The sequence below is a fragment of the Pseudomonas sp. MS15a(2019) genome, assembly GCF_013277805.1.
GTDB lineage: Bacteria > Pseudomonadota > Gammaproteobacteria > Pseudomonadales > Pseudomonadaceae > Chryseomonas > Chryseomonas benzopyrenica.
The window spans coordinates 262,244-281,071 of sequence record NZ_VBTN01000001.1 but is presented as its reverse complement, the minus strand read 5'-3'; the positions used below and the strand labels follow the sequence as shown (position 1 = coordinate 281,071).

Sequence of the window (18,828 nt, the reverse complement as noted above, 5' to 3'; positions counted from 1 at the left end):
AACAACAAAAGGACCTCCCGTGAGCTCAACCCCTTCCCGCGATTCGCGCAGCGCGCGGTTCGCCCTGGCCTGTTCCAACTGGGCCGAACGCTGGTTTCCCGACTCCTGGGTGTTCGCTGTGCTCGCCGTGGCCGTGGTGGCCCTGGCCGCCCTTGGCATGGGTGCGCCGGCGGCCAAGACCGCCAAGGCCTTTGGCGATGGCTTCTGGAGCCTGATCCCCTTCACCATGCAGATGGCCTTCGTGGTCATCGGCGGCTATGTAGTCGCCAGCTCCGGGCCGGCGGCGCGGCTGATCGAGCGGCTGGCGCGGGTGCCCCGGACCGGGCGTGGTGCGGTGTGCTGGGTGGCCCTGGTCGCCATGCTCGCCTCCCTGCTCAACTGGGGCCTGAGCCTGGTGTTCGGCGGCCTGCTGGTGCGCGCCTTGGCGCGACGTGAAGAACTCAAGATGGACTATCGTGCCGCCGGTGCCGCCGCCTACCTCGGCCTGGGCGCGGTCTGGGCCTTGGGGCTGTCGTCTTCGGCGGCGCAGCTGCAGGCCAACCCGGCCAGTCTGCCCCCGTCGATCCTGGCCATTACCGGGGTGATCCCCTTCAGCCAGACGCTGTTCCTCTGGCAGTCCGGCGTCCTGCTGCTGGTGTTGCTGGTGGTCTCGGCGGTGATCGCCTATGTCACCGCCCCGGGGCCGGACAGCGCGCGCGATGCCCGCGCCTGTGGCGTCGATGTCACCCCGGCGCCCAAGCCGGCCGCCAGGCCGACCCGTCCGGGTGAATGGCTGGAATACAGCCCGATCCTGATCGTGTTGCTGGTGCTGCTGGCCGCGGGTTGGCTGGTGCAGGAATTCGCCAGCAAGCCGGCCATCGAGGCCATTTCGGGGCTGAACACCTACAACCTGCTGTTCATCTCCCTGGGCGCTTTGCTGCACTGGCGACCCCGGCACTTCCTCGACGCCGTGGCCCGCGCGGTACCGGCCACCACTGGGGTGCTGATCCAGTTTCCGCTGTACGGCTCCATCGCCGCCATCCTGACCAAGGTCAACGGCGCCGACGGCCAGACCCTGGCGCACCATATTGCAGCGTTCTTCACCCAGATTGCCACCCACGACACCTTCGCCCTGCTGATGGGCGTCTATTCGGCGCTGCTGGGGTTCTTCATCCCCTCGGGTGGGGGCAAGTGGATCATCGAGGCGCCCTATGTGATGCAGGTGGCCAACGACCTGCAGTATCACCTGGGCTGGGCCGTGCAGATCTACAACGCCGCCGAGGCCCTGCCGAATCTGATCAATCCCTTCTACATGCTGCCGCTGCTGGGCGTGCTGGGGCTGAAGGCGCGCGACCTGGTCGGCTTTTCCTTCGTGCAGCTGCTGGTCCATGCACCCCTGGTGCTGGTGCTGCTGTGGCTGTTGGGGGGAACGTTGGCGTATCTGCCGCCGGTACACCCGTAGCTCGGGTGGGGCGCAGACGATAAAGCGGGAGGGGTAAAGCGGAAGCCGGCTGAATCTCAGCCGGCGATGGCCAGGCGGGTGCTGTCGATGATGGCCTGCAGGCGGCTCGGGCTGCTGTATTCGTCACGATAGATCCGGCGGGTGTGCTTGGCCACGCCATGTTCGTTAACGACGATGAAGGAAAAACCCCGTTTGCTAGGGGCGTCGATGACGCAGCTCATCGGCGCGAAAGCGGCGCTGAGGGCATGCATGGCGTTCTGGGCTTGGGCTTGTATGTTCATGACTTCAGTTGTAAACCTCACGTGTGACGCTGCTATGACAAGGGTCCAGACCGATAGTGCCTAGTCCTTGAATTAATTGTTAGCAATAGACGTGCCGGAATGTAACAAGGCCTTCCGGCACGTCTTTTCCTTACTTGCCAGCCGTCTGCTGGCGACGCTTGGCCCGCCGCGACAGCATGTTCAGACCCTCGATCAGCGCCGAGAAGGCCATAGCCGCATAGATATAGCCCTTGGGCACATGGGCGCCAAAACCCTCGGCGATCAGGGTCATGCCGATCATGATCAGGAAGCCCAGCGCCAGCATCACGACGGTGGGGTTCCGGTCGATGAATTTGGCCAGGGGATCGGCCGCCAGCAACATGACGGTCACTGCCACCACCACCGCGATCACCATCACCGGCAGGTGTTCGGTCATGCCCACGGCGGTGATGATGCTGTCCACCGAGAACACCAGGTCCAGCAAGAGGATCTGCACGATGGCCGAGCCGAACGCCAGGGTCGCCGTCTCAGCGCCCTTGGTCAGGGCGCTGTCGGGCTCGGGATCGACGTTGTGGTGAATCTCCTTGGTCGCCTTCCACAACAGGAACAGGCCACCGGCGATGAGGATCAGGTCCTTCCAGGAAAAGCTCTTGCCGAACACCTCGATGATCGGCTCGGTGAGCTGGACGATCCAGGCCACGGTGCCGAGCAGGCCCAGGCGCAGGATCAACGCCAGGCTGATACCGATGCGGCGGCCCTTCTGCTGTTGATGGGCGGGCAGCTTGTTGGTGAGGATGGAGATGAAGATCAGGTTGTCGATACCCAGCACCACCTCCATCACGATCAGGGTAGCCAGGGCAGCCCAGACGGTCGGATCGGCAGCGAGTTGTAGCAGATAGTCCATTGCGGTGCGGTTCCAGTGGGAAGAGAAAGGCCTGACGCGGGGTTAGGCCGTAGGTCTCACCATCAGAGCCTTGGCGGTGTGAAATGCTCGTGAAGACCTCTGCTGCAATTGTTTCAAACTATCGCAGCAGTACGTCGCTGGACGAAGCGCGCCACGTAGTCGTCGGCCGGCTGGCCGAGGATGTCCGCTGGGGTGCCCACCTGTACCAGCCGACCGTCGCGCAGGATGGCGATGCGATTGCCCAGGCGCAGCGCCTCGTCGAGGTCGTGGGTGATGAAGACGATGGTCTTGTGCAGGCGCTGTTGCAATTCCAGCAGCTGCTCCTGCATCTCGGCGCGGATCAGCGGATCGAGGGCGGAAAAAGCCTCGTCCATCAGGATGATCTCGGTGTCCGCCGCCAGAGCGCGGGCCAGGCCGACCCGCTGGCGCATGCCGCCGGACAACTGGTGCGACCACTTGCGCTCGTAACCGGCCAGGCCGACTACCTCCAGCCAGTGCAGCGCCCGCTCCCGGCAGACCGCCTTGGGCTCGCCGCGCACCTTGAGGCCATAGGCGACGTTGTCCAGCACCCGCCGATGGGGCAAGAGACCGAAGCTCTGGAACACCATGCTGATGCGCTGGCGCCGTAACTCGCGCAACGCCGGCAGGGGCAGCTGGAGGATGTCCTGACCATCGATGAGGATGCGCCCGCTGCTCGGATCGATCAGCCGGTTGAAGTGGCGCACCAGGGTCGACTTGCCGGAACCCGAGAGCCCCATGATGACGAAGATCTCGCCTTCGGCGATCTCCAGGGAGAGATCGTCCACCCCCACCACGCAACCCGTGCGGGCGAGGATGTCGGCCTTGTCGTGCCCCTCACGGAGCAGGGCCAGGGCCGCCTGCTCGCGTTTGCCGAAGATCTTGGAGACCCGTTCGACGACGATCTTCATCGCTCCACCTCGTGACGCTGGCGGCCATAGGCCTGGGTGATGCGGTCGATGACCACGGCGAGGATGACGATGGCCAGTCCCGCCTGCAGGCCCTTGCCCACGTCCAACGTCTGGATGCCCACCAGGACCTCTTCACCGAGGCCGCGAGCGCCGATCATGGAGGCGATCACCACCATGGACAGCGCCATCATGGTGGTCTGGTTGATGCCGGCCATGATGCTTGGCAAGGCCAGCGGCAACTGCACGCCGAACAGCTGCTGCCAGCGATTGGCGCCAAAGGCGTTGACCGCCTCCATGACCTCGCGATCGACCTGGCGGATACCCAGGTCGGTGAGGCGGATCAGGGGCGGCGCGGCGTAGATCACCGTGGCGAAGATCGCCGGCACCTTGCCCAGGCCGAACAGCATCAGCACCGGGATCAGGTACACGAAGCTGGGCATGGTCTGCATGATGTCCAGCAGCGGCATCAGCACGAGGCGCAGGCGAGCGCTGCGGGCGCAGAGAATGCCCAGGGGGATTCCTATGATCACCGCGATGGCGGTGGCCACCAGCACCAGGGCCAGGGTCTGCATCAGCTTGTCCCACAGCCCCAGGGCGCCGACCAGGAACAGCAGTCCGGTGATCAGCAGGGTCGGCAACACCCGGCGGGTGGCATGGGCGGCCAGGGCCGCGACGATCAGCAGCAGCGCCCACCAGGGGGTGCCGCGCAGCAGGCCTTCGAGCCAGACGATGGCCTGCAGCAGGGTGTCGGAGATGGTCCGGAATACGTCGCCGTAGCGGGTCACCAGCCAGTCGACACCGCGATTGACGGCGTCGGCGAAGGAAAAGGTCAGACCTTCGGGAAACATCCTAGAGCGCCGCCTGGATCTTGCTGCGCGCCGCCGCGTCGGTCACCCAGGCCTGCCACAGTTCGGGATGGGCCTTGAGCAGCGCCTTGGCCGCGGTGGGGGCGTCCTGCTTGGCTTCGGCCTGTTCGGCCAGGGTGCGGTTGAGCAGCTCGATGGGCACATTGACGCGGCTCAACACGGCGACCAGTTCCGGTGCACCGTCGTGGAAAGGCTTGGAGAGACCGGCCTGCACCTGGATGCGCTTCTCTTCACCGGCGCGCGGCTTGAGTTGCACCATGTCCACGCGCCCCAGCAGCGGCGTCGGCGACCAGTAGTAGGTCAGGATCGGCTGCTTGCGCCGAGTGGCCGAGACGATGGCCGCATCCAGCGCCGGTCCGGTGCCGGGACGAAAGTTGGTGTACTTGTCGCTCAAGCCGTAACTCTGCAGCATCTGGGTGTTTTCCAACTCGCACGTCCAACCGGCCGGGCAGTTGTAGAAACGGCCCTTGCCTGGCTCCTCCGGATCGCGGAACAGCTCGGCATATTGTCCCAGGTCGGCGATGCTCTTCAAGTCGGGGGCCTTGGCGCCCTCGCCTTCCACCAGATAACGCGGCACATACCAGCCTTCGGTGGCGCCTTCGATGGGCGCGCCCACGCCGACCACCTTGCCGGCCGCGGCGGCCTTGTTCCAGGCCTCGCTGCGACCGATCCACTCCTCGGCGAAGACCTGAATGTCATTGTTGCCCAGCGCCTGCTCCAGGGTGATGGAGTTGCCAGGAATGCTGTCCACGGTGCAGTCATAGCCGTGCTGCAGGACGAAGCCCATCAATTCGGTGAGCAGCATGCCGCTTTCCCAGTTCACCCCGGCGAACTTCACCGGCTTGCTGGCGCACCAGCTGTCGGCCTGGGCAGTGCCGGCGGCCAGCAGGCCAAGGGAGAGGCCGGCGGCCAGGAGGGAACGGCGGGGAAAGGCTGTGGGCATGAGAGGCTCCGTCTGCACTGGGAGGGCCAGGACGGCAGAGCCGTTCCGCTGGCGATCCTACCTTGGTCAGCGGCGCGAGCCCAGGGTTCAGCCAAGGGCCCTGGCGCCGCCGCGGTGAGGCGCGCGGGTGCTGAATCCCGCCTCATGCTCTGGTCGATTGATTGCCGCCACTTCAGCACCAGCGACCGCTCCTGGCCCGTTGCGACACCCGCGTGGACGGCCGCTGCGCTCGAACTTTGCCCGCGCTCGGCTCTTCTACCAGGAACACCCACGCGGAGCCGATCATGCGTATCCATCACCTCAACTGCGGCTGCATGTGCCCCCTGGGCGGGGCGCTGTACGACGGTTTCAGCCATGGTCTTGCCGCCCACCTCGCCTGTCATTGCCTGCTGGTGGAAACCGACCGGGACGGTCTGGTGCTGGTGGATACCGGTTTTGGCGAAGCCGATCTGCGGGAGCGGGGCCGGCGGCTGAGTCCCTTCTTCCGGCTGATGAATCGCATCCAGTACGACCCCGAGCTCAGCGCCCTGGCGCAGATTCGCCGCCTGGGTTTTCGTCCGGGCGATGTTCGCCATATCGTGCTGACCCACCTGGACTTCGATCACGCCGGCGGCCTGGATGACTTTCCCCAGGCCCAGGTCCATGTGCTCCAGCGTGAATGGGACGCCCAGCGCCAGCGCCACGGCTTCATCGGCCGCCGTCGCTACAGCCCGGCGCAGTGGGAAGGGATCCGCCACTGGCATTTCCATGAACCCCGAGGCGAGCAGTGGAATGGCTTCGCCAGCGTGCGTGACCTGCCAGGCCTGCCGCCGGAAATTCTGATGATCCCCCTGCCCGGTCACACCCCGGGCCATGCCGGCATCGCCATCCAGCATGAGGGCGGCTGGCTGCTGCACGCTGGTGACGCCTACTTCTACCGCGACGAGATGCGACAGGCCGAACGCCACTGCACACCGGGCCTGAGGTTCTACCAGCGGCTGATGGAAGCCGACCGCACCAGTCGCCTGGACAACCAGGCGCGCCTGCGCGAACTTTCCCTGCGCCAGGATCTGGGGCTGACGCTGTTTTGCAGCCATGACCTGGTGGAGTTTCGGCAATTGCAGGAGGGTAAGCGAGCTTAGGTTGGGCTGAGCGCAGCGAAGCCCAACAGGACCCAGGCTGAGTTCCTCAATGTTGGGCCTCGACGCAGCCACGGCGGCAGGCGACGTAGGTTGGGCTGAGCACAGCGAAGCCCAACGGAATCAGTCCTCAATGTTGGGCTTCGACGGTGGAGCTGTCTCAACCCAACCTACGACGCGATCCGCCACTGCGGTCCCGTAGGTTGGGCTAAGCGCAGCGAAGCCCAACAGGACTTAGGCCGAACTTCTCAATGTTGGGCTTCGACGGTGGAGCCGTCTCAACCCAACCTACGACGCGACCCGCCACTGCGGTCCCGTAGGTTGGGCTGAGCACAGCGAAGCCCAACGGGATCAGTCCTCAACGATGGAGCCGTCTCAAGCCAATTTACGCAATCACCGGATAGCCCTGCTCCACCGCCTCGCGGCGCCAGTCCAGCAGGGGCAGATAGGTCGCCTCGTCTACTGCGGTGAAGCCCTCGATGGCGAGGCACTCGGCCAGCGTAGGATCAGCGACCAGGCTGTCGCTCAGCGCTCCACGCAAAGCCTCAACCTCTGCATCTGACCGGCTGGCGGCGGTGATGAAGGGCAGCGCCGGACTCGGGCGGGTGCGTTGCAAGAGGCGCAGACCGGCGACCCGCTCGGGTTGGGCGCGCTGCAGATAGCCATAGGTCACGGCATCCACCGCGGCCACATCGGCATGGCCTTGCTGCAACAGCGCCAGGCTATTGGCGTGGCTCTCGCTGACGATCACCTCGCCAAAGAAGCGGCCACGCTCGGCCAGGGGCGCCACGGCGAGGCGCAGGAGATTCATGCCGCTGTTGGAATCCAGGCCATTGAGCGCCACTCGCTTGCCGCGCAGATCGGCCAGGCTGGCCACATCCAGGGCGTCAGGCACCAGGATGAAGGCGCAGTGCTCGGCCTCATTGCAACCCTCGAAGCGATAGCGCGGCGCCGCCACCAGACGCACCTGACCGCGCAGGCGGGTCGCCCAGGGATAGCCGCAAGTCTGGGCCAGCAGCAGCTCCGGATGACTCCAGAGCGCTGGCAGTTCCTCGGGCGCGGATTCGAGGGTCGCCCCCAGGCGCAGCGCCACGGCCTCGGCGAGCTGGCGATAGGCGTCGCGCACCTCGGCGGGCTCGACGTACATGGTAAGGGCGGCGACGGTCATGGGCGGCTCCTGCACGGAAAACCGCCATTATCCCCTATCGCTGCGCCTAGAGCGCGGCCTTCACCCGCTCGGCATTTTCCGCCGGCAGCCAGGACGTCCAGACCTCGGGGTGCTCCTTGAGGAAACGCTTGGCCACGACCTGGGCATCTTCGCGTTTCTCGGCCATGCCGGCGAGGATGCCGTTGAACTGGTCGAGGGGAAATTCGACCTTCTCGAACAGGGCCACCAGGGCCGGCGCCTTGTCGTGCAGGTCGCGGGAGACGCCGATGGTGATCTTGGCCGGGAGCGAGCGCGACGGCAGCGGATCGGGGTTCTTCGGATCCGACAGGGTATCCCAGGCCTTCTGGCTGAACGGTGGTTCTTCCAGCTGGACCAGCTTGTAGCGGCCCATCAGCGGTGTCGGCGACCAATAGTAGAAGAGCACCGGTTCGCCGCGGCGCATGGCGGTGGCGATGGCGGCGTCCAGCGCGGGGCCGGTACCGGTGCGGAAGTTGGTGTAGCTGTCGGTGAGCTGGTAGGCCTTGAGCTTCTGGCTGTTGACGATCTCGCAGGTCCAGCCGGTCGGGCAGTTCAGGAAGCGGCCCTTGCCCGGCTCCTCGGGATCGCGGAACAGCTCTTTATAACGTGGCAGATCGGCCACGCTCTTGAGATCCGGCGCCTTGGCCTGGATGCCGCGCTCAGGATCGCCCTTGACCAGGTATTCCGGCACCCACCAGCCCTCGGTGGCGCCCTTGACCGTCTCGCCGACGGCGAACACCTTGCCGGCCTGTTCCGCAGCGCGCCAGGCCGGACTGCGCCCGGCCCACTGCTCGCCGGTGACCTGGATGTCGTTTTGCGCCAGGGCGTTTTCCAGAGTCACGGTGTTGCCCGGTACGCTGTCGGTCTGGCAACCGTAGCCCTTCTCCACCAGCAGGCGCAGGACCTCGGTGGTGAACATGCCGCTCTCCCAGTTGGGGCCGGCGAATTTCACCGTCTTTGGATAGGGACAGCCGCCATCGGCGGCAAAGGCCAGTGGCGCGATGGCGAAACTGGCGAGGGTCAGGGCGAAACGCAGGCGCATGGGCAATTTCTCCGACAAGGGACGTGGTCCTTTCGACCCAAGGTATGGCCATTCGTCGCCGCGGGCCAGAGCTATTTCACAGCGGACCGTTCTCGGCGGTCTTGCGCAGGCCGGCGATCACCGTTTCGCCGGTTTCCCGGGCCAGCTCGGCGTACCAGGCCTGGGTGGCCAGGGGCTCATGACCGTGGGTGATCTCGCAGCGCTTGCGCGCCCGCGCGACGATCCCGGCGACCCGCTCCAGACGGGCTGCTTCATAGGCTTGGAGCGCTGCCAGGGGATCCTGCTCGGCGTCCAGGCAGCGCGCCAGCACCCAGGCGTCCTCCATGGCCTGGCAACCGCCCTGCCCCAGATCCGGCGCCATGGCATGGGCGGAATCGCCCAGGAGCGCTACCCGGCCCTGTACCAGGGTCGGCAGCGGCCGGGTGTCATGGATTTCCACCCGCGCCACACCCTGGGGATCCAGCCGTTCGATCAGCCGTTGCACCGGCGGTGCCCAGCCGGCGAAGTGCTCGGCTAGCTCCGCGCGGTAACGGCTACGGTCGTTGGGTGTGCCCTTGGGCAGGGGTACATCGAAGAAGAAGTAGAATTCATCGCCGCCCATGGGCATCAGGGAGACTCGCTGATGCGCCCCGACGAATTGCGCCCAGTCGTGGGCCTCGGCTAGATCAGGCGCGATCCTCACCCGCCCGTTCCAGTTCACGTAGCCGCAATACTCACGGGTGATGGCCCGGCCCACCACCCGGTCGCGCAGGCGCGAGTGGGTACCGTCGGCGGCGATCAGCAGATCGGCCCGCTCGCGACGCCCGTCGCCAAGGTGCACCGTCACCCCGTCCGCGTCCTGCTCGAAGCCCTCGCAACCGATACCCAGGGTCACCTGATCGGCGCCCACGGCGTCCAGCAGGAGGCGCTGCAGGTGGGCACGGGCGATGGGCCGTGCCGGTCGGCCCACGGCTGTATAGAGCGGCAGCAGGCTGAAGTGGGTGAGCAACTGTCCCTGGTGGTCGCGGTAGCTCATGGTCTGCATGTCGCCACTGACCGCGGCGATGGCGGGCCCCAGTCCCAGGTGTTCGAGTACCTTGACGCCGTTGGGCCAGATGGAGATGGCCGCGCCGATGGGTGCGAGGTCCTGCGCCCGCTCGAACAGGCGGACCCGGTGTCCGGCCTGCTGCAGTGCCAGGGCAGCGGTGAGACCGCCCATGCCGGCACCGGCGATGATGATGTCGAGAGATGGCATGACGGACCTCGTTGGCCGGTAACAGATGCCTTGAGCAAGCAAATTCCTGACCAGGTGGTCAGGTATTGGAATCAGGCCGCTGGCGAAACGAGCGGGGGCGGAAAACGCACCAGCCTGGTGCCCTGCGACCACTCGTCGCTTCGTTTCTAGGCAGGCTGCCCTTCGTCGGCTCGCATGACGCATTCCAGAGCTCTTCTATACTCCTAAGGTAGTCGCCATTTGCGTTGTACCCAGCGTTCGCCATCCACAGAGGCCCGCTTGCGGCGACCACAGCGGGTGAGGAGCAGGATCATGATCAATCATGTCTGGGGCCTGCTGGCCCATCCCGATCGCGAGTGGCAACAGATTCGTCGCGAAGGGGAAACGGTCGGGCACTTCTTTGCCCATCATGTCGCCTTGCTGGCGGCCATTCCCGTCGTCGCGTCCCTGGTGGGCACCACCACCTTCGGCTGGCGCTTCGGTGGCGGTGAAGCCCATGTGCTGGATCTACCCACGGCGGCGGTACTGGCGGTCATCAGCTACGCGCTGATCATGGCAGCGGTGGTGGCCATGGGGCATGTGATCCACTGGCTGGCGCGGCGCTATCCGGATCGGCCCAGTGCCAATCGCTGCATTCTGTTCGCCGGCTACGTGGCCACGCCCATGCTGCTGAGTGGTCTGGTGGGTTTCTATCCGCTGGTGTGGCTGTGCGCCATCGGCGGCATCGTCGGCCTGGCCTATTCGGCCTATCTGCTCTATACCGGCATCCCCTCCTTCCTCAATATCGATCAACGGGAAGGCTTCATCATGTCCGGCTCCACCCTGGCCATCGGGGTGCTGGTGCTGGAGGTGCTGATGGCCACCACGGTGCTGATGTGGGGTTACGGCCCGGAGCTGTTCGGCTGATCGAACGTCGCTCTGCCGTTGGCAAAAAGCCCGGATCGGTCACCGATCCGGGCTTTTTGTTGGCAAGCGGCTAACGGCGGGAAAAGCCGTAGAGATCCATGGCCAGGATGCCATGGGCGATGCCGTCATGATGGACGCTGAGGGTGCCTTCGGGGTCCGCCGCGCCCAGGGCGACGAACAAGGGCAGCAGGTGCTCGTCGGTAGGATGCGCCTGGCGGGCCTGGGGCGCCTGGCGTCGGTAGTCGAGCAAGGCGTCCAGATCTCGCTCGCGCAAGCGATGTTGGATCCACTGCTGGAAGTCCCGCACATAGCCCGGGGACTCAGCGCCCCCACGACGGAAGTGACCGAGGTTGTGGGTCAGGCTGCCTGAACCGATCAGCAGGGTATCCGCCGGTAGCACCCTGGCCAGCGCCTGGCCCAGGGCATAGTGGTAGTCCGGCCCGCGGGTGGCGCTCATCGACAGCGGCACCACGGGGATTTGCGCGTCGGGATAGAGATAGCGCAACGGTACCCAGGCGCCATGATCCAGTCCCTGCGCCTCCGTCTCGGCCTCCCAGCCCTGGTCTCGCAAACCTTGAGCCAGTTGCTCGGCCAGCGCCGGGGCACCCGGCGCGGGATAATCCAGGCGGTAGAGGGCTTCGGGAAAGCCATGGAAGTCATGGATGGTGGCCGGCCGCTTGGCGCTGCCGAATACCGGTATCCGGGTATCGAAGTGCGCCGAGACCACCAGGATGGTGGCTGGGGTCGGCAGTGACCGCCCCAGGGCGCGCCAGGCCGCCCCTGCCGCGCCGGCGTCGAGCGCCTCCATGGGCGACCCGTGGGAAACGAACAGGGTGGGAAGCGACATGGTGGCGACCTCTCGAGTGGATGGATTCAGGCGCGCTTGCGGGCATCCCAGGAAAGCTGACCCGCGCCCAGCAGCGCCAGGGCGGCAGCGGTCACGGCGAGAAAGACCGGATATTCCCAGCCGCCGTCGGGATTGGAAAAGGACCAGCCGTTGCCGAAATGGACTGTCGCCGCGGCGAACAGTTGGACGGCGGCCACTGCCGCGACTGGACGCACCCAGACGCCCAGGATCAGGAGCACGCCCGCGCCCAACTCGAAGAAGGTGACCGGATAGGCCAGCCAGCCGGGAAAGCCCACCGAAGCGAAGAAACCCGCGGTGCCTGGCAAGGTGAACACCAGCAGCTTGGTCAGGCCATGGGCCAGGAACATGGTGCCCAGGGCCAGGCGCAGCAATAGGGCGGCATAGGACGAAGTACGATCGGTCATGCTGATTCTCGAGCAGGGGAAAGATGACCCATTGTCCTGTTTCCAACGCGCGAATAAAGGTGCACTCTGGGAATGAACTGTGCACGCTATGGAAACAATCCTTGGATACCCTGAGAGCCCTGCAGGCCTTCATCAAGATCGTCGAACTGGGTAGCCTGACCGCGGCGGCTGAACGGCTGGAGCTCTCGCGCTCGGCGCTCACCAAGCATCTGGCCGCCCTGGAGCGACACTACGGCACCCGGCTGCTGCAACGTACCACCCGCACCCTGAGCCTGACCGAGGCCGGACGCACCCTCCATGAAGGGCTGGTGCCCCTGCTGGGCGATCTGGAGGCCCTCGAACAGCGCCTGCAGGAAGGCCACGAGCGCCCGCAGGGACGCCTCAGGGTCAGTGCACCCCTGACCTTTGGCGTGCGCCACCTGGCACCGCTGGTGAGCAGTTTCCTGCACGAATACCCCGAGGTCGCCATCGATCTGGAGCTGAGCGATCGTCAGGTGCGCCTGGTCGAAGAAGGCTTCGATCTGGCCGTGCGCATCGGCGATCTCAGCGATTCCAGCCTGGTGGCTCAGCCCCTGGGGGCGGTGGAATTGTTCATCTGCGCCGCGCCCGCCTATCTGCAGCGCCACGGTCGTCCCGAGCACCCGGCCGAACTACGCGAGCACCGCTGCCTGCTCTACAGCTACGCCAGCGATGGCGATCTCTGGGAATTCCAGCGTGACGGTGAGCGCCTGCAGGTCAAGGTCAGTGGGCCCTTGCGCGCCAACAATGGCAGTGTCCTGCACCAGGCGGCGCTAGACGGCCATGGGATCATTCGCCAACCGGACTTCCTGGTGGGCGATGACCTGGCGACGGGTCGCCTGCAACGACTGTTCGCACCCTGGTACACCCAGGCCATCGCCATCCATGCGCTCTATCCCCATCGGCGTCTGGTGCCGGCCAAGGTGCGACTGTTCATCGCCTGGCTGCAGCGACATCTGGTCACAGCCGAGCACCTGAAAAGACTGCCGTAGGTCGCCGCCGAACGGTCGTTGCCGGGGGCTTCGCAGCCTGACGGGGCTTGCCTAGAATCCCTGCCTGTCCCGCCGGCACTGCCGGTTTCTGCGATGGCTGTCGTTCATGTCGACCGAGAATCCTTGCCTCAGCTGTGGCGCCTGCTGCGCCCACTTTCGCGTGTCTTTCTATTGGGGCGAATGCCAGTCGGCAGGCGGCCCGGTGCCCGATTACCTTACCGTCGCGGTCAGCCCCCATCTGGCGGCCATGCAGGGCACCGAGCAGAAGCCGGTACGCTGCGTGGCCCTGCTGGGCGAAGTGGGCTGCGGCACGCGCTGCACCGTCTACGAGAACCGTTCCAGCACCTGCCGCGAGTTCACCGCCGCCTGGGAGAACGGCGAAGCCAATCCCCACTGCGATGCCGCCCGCGCCGCCTATGGCCTGCCGCCGCTGACGCCGCCGTTGCAGCCCCATATCTCGCCCGACCGCGTAGCTTAGGCGCTGTACGAAAACTGCCTGCGCTCAGTGATGCTTCGTTGAAAGAACCTTTCGGAATGCTCATTTACCATTTGTAAACTCCGCTTCCTCAAGGTTTTTCGCCTCGCCTCACCATCGCTCGGCGACTTTTCGTTCAGCGCCTAGAGGAAACCAAACGGCCATCGCCGCTGCCCAAAAAGGCGACGGCTGGGCTGTGAAGCGTGGAAAATGCAGTGCGGATCAGGTTTTCACGTCCCTGCTAGATCGAATACCCTATCGTTCTTTCGCCCGCTATGCGTATCCTGTAGCGCCGAACAACAAGGCTGCTTCAACCGGCCACGTAGAGGCTTACAAAGGCTCTACGCAAGGCAAAGCTGCCGCTATACTGCCTGGCCAATACTCACACATGGAGTTTTTACATGAATAAAGCTGAGCTGATCGACGCCATTGCCGCGTCTGCCGACCTGCCCAAGGCCACCGCTGCCAAAGCCCTGGACGCCTTCACCACTGCGGTGACCGATGCCCTGAAGCAAGGCGACAGCGTCAGCCTGGTCGGTTTCGGAACTTTCGCAGTAAAAGAGCGCGCTGCTCGCGAAGGCCGCAACCCGCAGACCGGTGCCACCATCAAGATCGCCGCTGCCAAGCTGCCCGGCTTCAAGCCCGGCAAAGGCCTGAAAGACGCCGTCAGCTAAGACTGCGTTGGTCGATTCTTGTCTTCCGGGCGCTGCAGAGCGCTTCGGAAGACAGTCCTCCGCCCCACCCGCTCACGCCCCTTCCCTGCTTTTCCCCTCCGCGCCCTAGTGAAAATCCCGACTCGACACCAAGAGTTCGTCGAGCAGCGGACTCAAATCGGTCAAGCGACCGGCGATCAGGTGCTGCACCCCCGCCTCCCGTTCCAGATGCCCCTCGACCTGTAGCAGCCGTGCCTGCAACAGCGGTCGTCGCTGCTGTTCGCCCACTGCGCGCCAGACCACCACATTGAGCATGCCGTGCTCGTCTTCCAGGGTGACGAAGATCACCCCGCTGGCCGTGCCTGGACGCTGTCGTCCGCGCACCAGTCCGGCCACTCGCACCAGGGCGCCGGGCCTGATTTCGTCCAGCTGACGGAAGTCCCGGCAGCGCCGCGCCTGGAGTTCGCCACGCAGCAGGCTCAGCGGATGCGGCCCCAGGGTGGTGCCCAGCATGCGGTAGTCGGCATGGACCTCTTCGGCAACGCTGGGCGTGGGCAAGGCCAGGCGCTCCTCTTGAACGCTATCCGCCGCCGCGAACAGCGGCAGCTGGCGCTCCACCCCGGCCATGGCCCAGCGCGCCTGATGGCGATCACCGGCGAGCTCGGCCAGGGCGCCGGCCTCGGCCAGTTGCCCGCGGGCCCGGGCATCCAGTTCGGCCCGGCGGCAGAGGTCCTCGATGTCGCGAAAGGGCTGCGTACCCCGCGCCACCACCAGGCGGCGGCCGACCGCTTCCGCCAACCCTTGCACCAGGCGCAGGCCCAGGCGGATCGCCGGCTGATGGCCAGCGCTCGCCTCCAGCCGGCAGTCCCAGTCGCTGGCCTGCACGGTCACGGCGCGCACCTCGACGCCATGGCGTCGCGCGTCCTGCAGCACCTGGTCGGGACTGTAGAAGCCCATGGGCCAGCTGTTGACCAGGGCACAGGCGAAGGCGGCCGGTTCATGGCATTTGAGCCAGGAGCTGGCATAGGTCAGCAGGGCGAAGCTGGCGGCATGGGATTCGGGAAAGCCGTAGCTGCCGAAGCCCTTGATCTGCTCGAAGAGGCGCGCGGCGAATTCCGGGCGATAGCCGCGCTCGACCATGCGACTGTGCAACCGCTGACGATGAGGTTCGAGGCCGCCATGACGCTTCCAGGCGGCCATGGAGCGGCGCAGCTGATCGGCTTCGCCCGGGGTGTACTGGGCAGCGGTCATGGCGATCTGCATCACCTGCTCCTGGAACAGCGGCACTCCTAGGGTGCGCTCCAGGGCTGGCCGCAATTCGTCATGGGGATAGTCCGCCACTTCCTCGCCACTCCGGCGGCGCAGATAGGGATGCACCATGTCGCCCTGGATCGGCCCGGGCCGGACGATGGCCACCTCGATCACCAGGTCGTAGAGGGTTTGCGGCCGGAGGCGCGGCAGCATGGCCATCTGGGCGCGGGATTCGATCTGGAACACCCCCACCGTGTCGGCGCGGGAGATCATGGCGTAGGTGGGCGCATCCTCCTGGGGCAGGCTGGCCAGGGTCCAGCGCTGGCCACGCCAGTCAGCGACCAGGTCGAAGCAGCGGCGCAGGGCGCTGAGCATGCCCAGGGCGAGGATGTCGACCTTGAGCAGGCCCACGGCATCGAGGTCGTCCTTGTCCCACTGGATCAGGGTGCGCTCGGGCATGGCGGCATTCTCCACCGGCACCAGCGTAGCCAGGGGCGCCTCGGAGATGACGAAGCCGCCGGGATGCTGGGAGAGATGCCGGGGAAAACCGATCAGTTGACCGGCGAGGATGAGCACCCGCTGCAGCAGCGGGCTGTCGGGATCGAAACCGGCTTCGCGCAGACGTGCGGGGCCGGGGATCTCGTCGGTCCAGCGCCCGGCGCACCCGGACAGGGCGTCGAGCTGATCGCCCGGCAGGCCCAGGGCCTTGCCGACATCGCGCAGGGCGCCGGCGGCATGGTAGGTGCTGACCACCGCGGTGAGCGCGGCCCGTTCGCGGCCATAGCGGCGGAAGACGTACTGGATCACCTCTTCGCGACGCTCGTGCTCGAAGTCGACATCGATGTCGGGCGGTTCGTCGCGCTCGCGGGAGATGAAGCGCTCGAACAGCAGGTTGCCGGTGAGCGGATTCAGCTCGGTGATGCCCAGCACGTAGCAGACCACCGAGTTGGCTGCCGAACCGCGGCCCTGGCAGAGGATGTGCTGGCGGCGGGCATGGTCGACGATGTCGTGCACGGTGAGAAAGTAGTTCTCGTAGCCCTTCTCGGCGATCAGCGCCAGCTCCCTGGCTACCTGGTCGGTGACCTTTTGCGGCGGTCCCTCCGGCCAGCGCCAGGCCAGGCCGCGGCGGGTCAACTCGGCCAACCAGGAGCCGGCGGTCTGGCCGGCGGGTATCACCTCCTGGGGATAGCGATAACGCAACTCGCCCAGATCGAAGCGACAGCGGGCGGCGATCTTCAGGGTTTCGGCGCGCAAGGCATCGGGATAAAGCCCTTCGAGCACCGTCAGCGGGCGCAGATGCCGCTCCCCGTTGGGATGCAGGCGATAGCCGGCCTCGGCCACTGGCAGGTGGTGGCGGATGCTGGTGAGCACATCCTGCAGGGCACGACGACCGCGGGTATGCATGTGCACGTCGCCGCAGGCCACCGGCGGCAGCCCCAGTTGCTCCCCCAGTGCCTGCAACTGCATGAGCTGGGCGGCGTCATCGGCGCCGCGCAGCAATTCCACGCCTAGCCAGAGGCGTTCGGCGAAGACCTGCTTGAGCCAGGCGCCCTCCTCGGCCAGGGGTTCGCCGCCCGGCAACCAGATGGCCAGCAGCCCGGGCAAGGGGTGCTGCAAATCCGCGCGACCCAACTGGTAGCGGCCCTTGGGCGCACGGCGGCGCGCCCGGGTGATCAGGGCGCAAAGAGACTCGTAGCCCGGCAGATCCTCCACCAGCAGCACCAGGCGCAGGCCGTCGTCCAGGGTCAGCTCGCTGCCAACGATGAGCGGCAGTCCGACCTGGCGCGCCGCCTGCCAGGCGCGGACGATGCCGCTCAGGGTGCCTTCGTCGGTGATGGCCAGGGCGGCGTAGCCCAGCGCCTTGGCTCGCTCGAACAATTCCAGGGCGCTGGAGGCACCGCGCTGGAAACTGAAATTCGACAGACAGTGCAACTCGACATAGCCGCTCATGCGAACCAGCCCTGGATCCACCAGGGCGCCTCCTCGCCATAGCGGCGGAAGGCCCAGGCTTGGCGTCCGTCGGCCACCTCGATGCGGTAGTAGTCGCGGCGTTGGTCGCCGCCGTCCCACCAGCCGCTTTCGATGCGTTCAGGACCGGCCAGGATCCGGCGTGGCTGACCGTCGAGGGGGCGCGGTTCGCGCAGCAGCCAGCCCGGACGCAGGCCGGGCAGCACAGTCTCCAGGCGTCGCTCGTGGCGCCAGACCAGGGCGCGCTCGGGCCGATGATCCGCCTGAATGCCGAGGCCGAGCACGGCCTCCTCGCCCAGCCGGGCACGCAGACGCTCGCGCAGCACCTCCCAGCCCACGGCCTGGGCCGGGCGTTCGTCGAACAGGCCATGGCGTTCCGGCACGAAGAGCGGCAATTCCTCGCTTTCCAGGCGCAGCGCCAGAACCGGCGCCACCACCTGCAACTGTTCGAGGCGGCCACGGGCGAATTCGAACAGCAGGGCGGCATCGCGCTCGGGGGCCAGCAGGCCGATGGTGAGGGTGGTGGCCGGCCCCTGGCGATGTTCCAGCCAGAGCAGGAAGCGCTGCACGCCACGGTCACGACTGGCCAGCCAGGCGGCCAGGTCGGCGGTGAGGCGGCGCAGTGGAAACAGCAGGGCCTGGTGGGAGTCCACCTCGAAATTGAGTTCCACCCGCGCCACGAAGCGATCGGGCGGCCGATAGAACTCCAGCGCCAGACTGCGACTGCCGCCCAGCAGATCCAGCTGCTGCAGAAGCTCCGGCGCGAAACGCCGGGCCAGGGCGGCCCTGGGCAGGGCCTTGAGCTGCTCCAACCGGCGGATACCCATGCGCGTCAGCGCCTGGGCTTGCTGGGGGGCGAAACCGGCGCGCTCCACGGGCAGCCGATCGAGCAGGCGCGGCAGGTCATCCGGAGAGGCGATGAGACCATCGGCGACATTGGTCAGCATGCGCGCCGCCACCGGATTGGGTGCCAGGGCCAGCCGATGACGAAAGCCCAGGCCCTGGAGCTCCTGACGCAGGCGCCGCTCCAGCCGCGGCCAGGGACCCAGCAGCGGCAGGCTGGACTGGATCTCCAGCAGCAGCGCCCGCGGATAGTGGCGACTGACCTGGGAGCTGAAGCCATAGCCCCAGGCCGCCAACAGCGCCTCGGCCGTCTCGATGAGCGCCGGATCATGTTCCTGCTGCTCGAAGTCACGGGTCAGCGCCTGGGCGGCGGCCAGGGTCAGGCCAGGGCGCAGTCCCAGGGCTCGCGCGGCCGGATTGACCGCCCGCAGCAGGCGACGCTGGGGCGGACCGGAAAGCAGCACCAGCGGCTGCTCCGGCTGCGGATGGCGGCGCAGCACGGCATCCAGCGCCAGCTGCGGAAAGAGGATGCAGGCCCAGCGCATGGC

Annotated in this window: 18 protein-coding genes; 6 read left to right on the top strand and 12 right to left on the bottom strand. The window is 66.5% G+C overall.

The window, feature by feature from the left end:
* Window positions 1-19: 19 nt before the first annotated feature.
* Window positions 20-1,441 (top strand): TIGR00366 family protein, encoded by a 1,422-nt coding sequence (locus tag FEZ61_RS01340; RefSeq protein WP_173146832.1) that lies wholly within the window; start codon window positions 20-22, stop codon window positions 1,439-1,441.
* 56 nt (window positions 1,442-1,497) lie between these two features.
* Here FEZ61_RS01340 and FEZ61_RS01335 read toward each other — a convergent pair whose 3' ends face one another.
* From FEZ61_RS01335 to FEZ61_RS01315, 5 genes are all read right to left on the bottom strand, one after another.
* Complete coding sequence (locus FEZ61_RS01335) at window positions 1,498-1,722, bottom strand: hypothetical protein (RefSeq protein WP_017641840.1); 225 nt, start codon at window positions 1,720-1,722, stop codon at window positions 1,498-1,500.
* 130 nt (window positions 1,723-1,852) lie between these two features.
* Window positions 1,853-2,605, bottom strand: coding sequence for a TerC family protein (locus tag FEZ61_RS01330; RefSeq protein WP_017641841.1), 753 nt, complete (start codon window positions 2,603-2,605; stop codon window positions 1,853-1,855).
* 113 nt (window positions 2,606-2,718) lie between these two features.
* Entirely contained in the window at window positions 2,719-3,534 is an 816-nt protein-coding gene (locus tag FEZ61_RS01325) for a betaine/proline/choline family ABC transporter ATP-binding protein (protein ID WP_173146830.1), read from the bottom strand.
* A complete protein-coding gene (locus FEZ61_RS01320; protein ID WP_017641843.1) occupies window positions 3,531-4,382 on the bottom strand; it encodes a proline/glycine betaine ABC transporter permease in 852 nt (283 codons plus the stop codon). Before FEZ61_RS01320 ends, FEZ61_RS01325 begins: the two co-directional genes overlap by 4 nt.
* A gap of 1 nt (window position 4,383) precedes the next feature.
* A complete protein-coding gene (locus tag FEZ61_RS01315; protein WP_173146828.1) occupies window positions 4,384-5,343 on the bottom strand; it encodes an ABC transporter substrate-binding protein in 960 nt (319 codons plus the stop codon).
* A gap of 284 nt (window positions 5,344-5,627) precedes the next feature.
* On the opposite strand from FEZ61_RS01315, the gene FEZ61_RS01310 reads away from it, so the two are divergent.
* Window positions 5,628-6,464 (top strand): MBL fold metallo-hydrolase, encoded by an 837-nt coding sequence (locus FEZ61_RS01310; RefSeq protein WP_173146826.1) that lies wholly within the window; start codon window positions 5,628-5,630, stop codon window positions 6,462-6,464.
* A gap of 382 nt (window positions 6,465-6,846) precedes the next feature.
* Here FEZ61_RS01310 and FEZ61_RS01305 read toward each other — a convergent pair whose 3' ends face one another.
* From FEZ61_RS01305 to hpxO, 3 genes are all read right to left on the bottom strand, one after another.
* The gene (locus tag FEZ61_RS01305; protein ID WP_173146824.1) at window positions 6,847-7,629 is read right to left on the bottom strand and encodes a PhnD/SsuA/transferrin family substrate-binding protein; all 783 of its coding nucleotides are present in this window, start codon (window positions 7,627-7,629) and stop codon (window positions 6,847-6,849) included.
* 46 nt (window positions 7,630-7,675) lie between these two features.
* Window positions 7,676-8,689, bottom strand: a complete 1,014-nt coding sequence (locus FEZ61_RS01300; protein WP_173147006.1) for an ABC transporter substrate-binding protein — start codon at window positions 8,687-8,689, stop codon at window positions 7,676-7,678.
* A gap of 76 nt (window positions 8,690-8,765) precedes the next feature.
* On the bottom strand, window positions 8,766-9,923 hold the full coding sequence (gene hpxO / locus FEZ61_RS01295; protein ID WP_173146822.1) for an FAD-dependent urate hydroxylase HpxO: 1,158 nt from the start codon (window positions 9,921-9,923) through the stop codon (window positions 8,766-8,768).
* Window positions 9,924-10,214: 291 nt separating this feature from the next.
* Here hpxO and FEZ61_RS01290 point away from each other — a divergent pair, with 291 nt between their 5' ends.
* Window positions 10,215-10,808 carry a Yip1 family protein gene (locus tag FEZ61_RS01290; RefSeq protein WP_173146819.1) on the top strand — a complete coding sequence of 198 codons (594 nt, stop codon included), beginning with the start codon at window positions 10,215-10,217 and terminating at the stop codon, window positions 10,806-10,808.
* 70 nt (window positions 10,809-10,878) lie between these two features.
* Here the strand turns inward: FEZ61_RS01290 and FEZ61_RS01285 are convergent, their stop codons facing one another.
* Both FEZ61_RS01285 and FEZ61_RS01280 read right to left on the bottom strand, forming a co-directional pair.
* Window positions 10,879-11,655: a class III extradiol ring-cleavage dioxygenase gene (locus FEZ61_RS01285; protein ID WP_017641850.1), complete on the bottom strand. Its 777-nt coding sequence runs from the start codon at window positions 11,653-11,655 to the stop codon at window positions 10,879-10,881.
* A gap of 26 nt (window positions 11,656-11,681) precedes the next feature.
* Window positions 11,682-12,080, bottom strand: coding sequence for a DoxX family protein (locus FEZ61_RS01280; protein ID WP_017641851.1), 399 nt, complete (start codon window positions 12,078-12,080; stop codon window positions 11,682-11,684).
* Window positions 12,081-12,181: 101 nt separating this feature from the next.
* On the opposite strand from FEZ61_RS01280, the gene FEZ61_RS01275 reads away from it, so the two are divergent.
* The 3 genes from FEZ61_RS01275 to FEZ61_RS01265 all read left to right on the top strand — a co-directional run bounded on the left by FEZ61_RS01275 (window position 12,182) and on the right by FEZ61_RS01265 (window position 14,239).
* Window positions 12,182-13,090, top strand: a complete 909-nt coding sequence (locus FEZ61_RS01275; protein ID WP_017641852.1) for a LysR family transcriptional regulator — start codon at window positions 12,182-12,184, stop codon at window positions 13,088-13,090.
* A gap of 106 nt (window positions 13,091-13,196) precedes the next feature.
* Entirely contained in the window at window positions 13,197-13,568 is a 372-nt protein-coding gene (locus tag FEZ61_RS01270) for a YkgJ family cysteine cluster protein (protein WP_017641853.1), read from the top strand.
* 398 nt (window positions 13,569-13,966) lie between these two features.
* Complete coding sequence (locus FEZ61_RS01265; protein ID WP_007159052.1) at window positions 13,967-14,239, top strand: HU family DNA-binding protein; 273 nt, start codon at window positions 13,967-13,969, stop codon at window positions 14,237-14,239.
* Between the two features lie 105 nt (window positions 14,240-14,344).
* Here the strand turns inward: FEZ61_RS01265 and FEZ61_RS01260 are convergent, their stop codons facing one another.
* On the bottom strand, window positions 14,345-17,419 hold the full coding sequence (locus FEZ61_RS01260; RefSeq protein ID WP_173147005.1) for an error-prone DNA polymerase: 3,075 nt from the start codon (window positions 17,417-17,419) through the stop codon (window positions 14,345-14,347).
* The gene (locus FEZ61_RS01255) at window positions 17,416-18,825 is read right to left on the bottom strand and encodes a DNA polymerase Y family protein (RefSeq protein ID WP_068385555.1); all 1,410 of its coding nucleotides are present in this window, start codon (window positions 18,823-18,825) and stop codon (window positions 17,416-17,418) included. Before FEZ61_RS01255 ends, FEZ61_RS01260 begins: the two co-directional genes overlap by 4 nt.
* Between the last annotated feature and the right edge of the window lie 3 nt (window positions 18,826-18,828).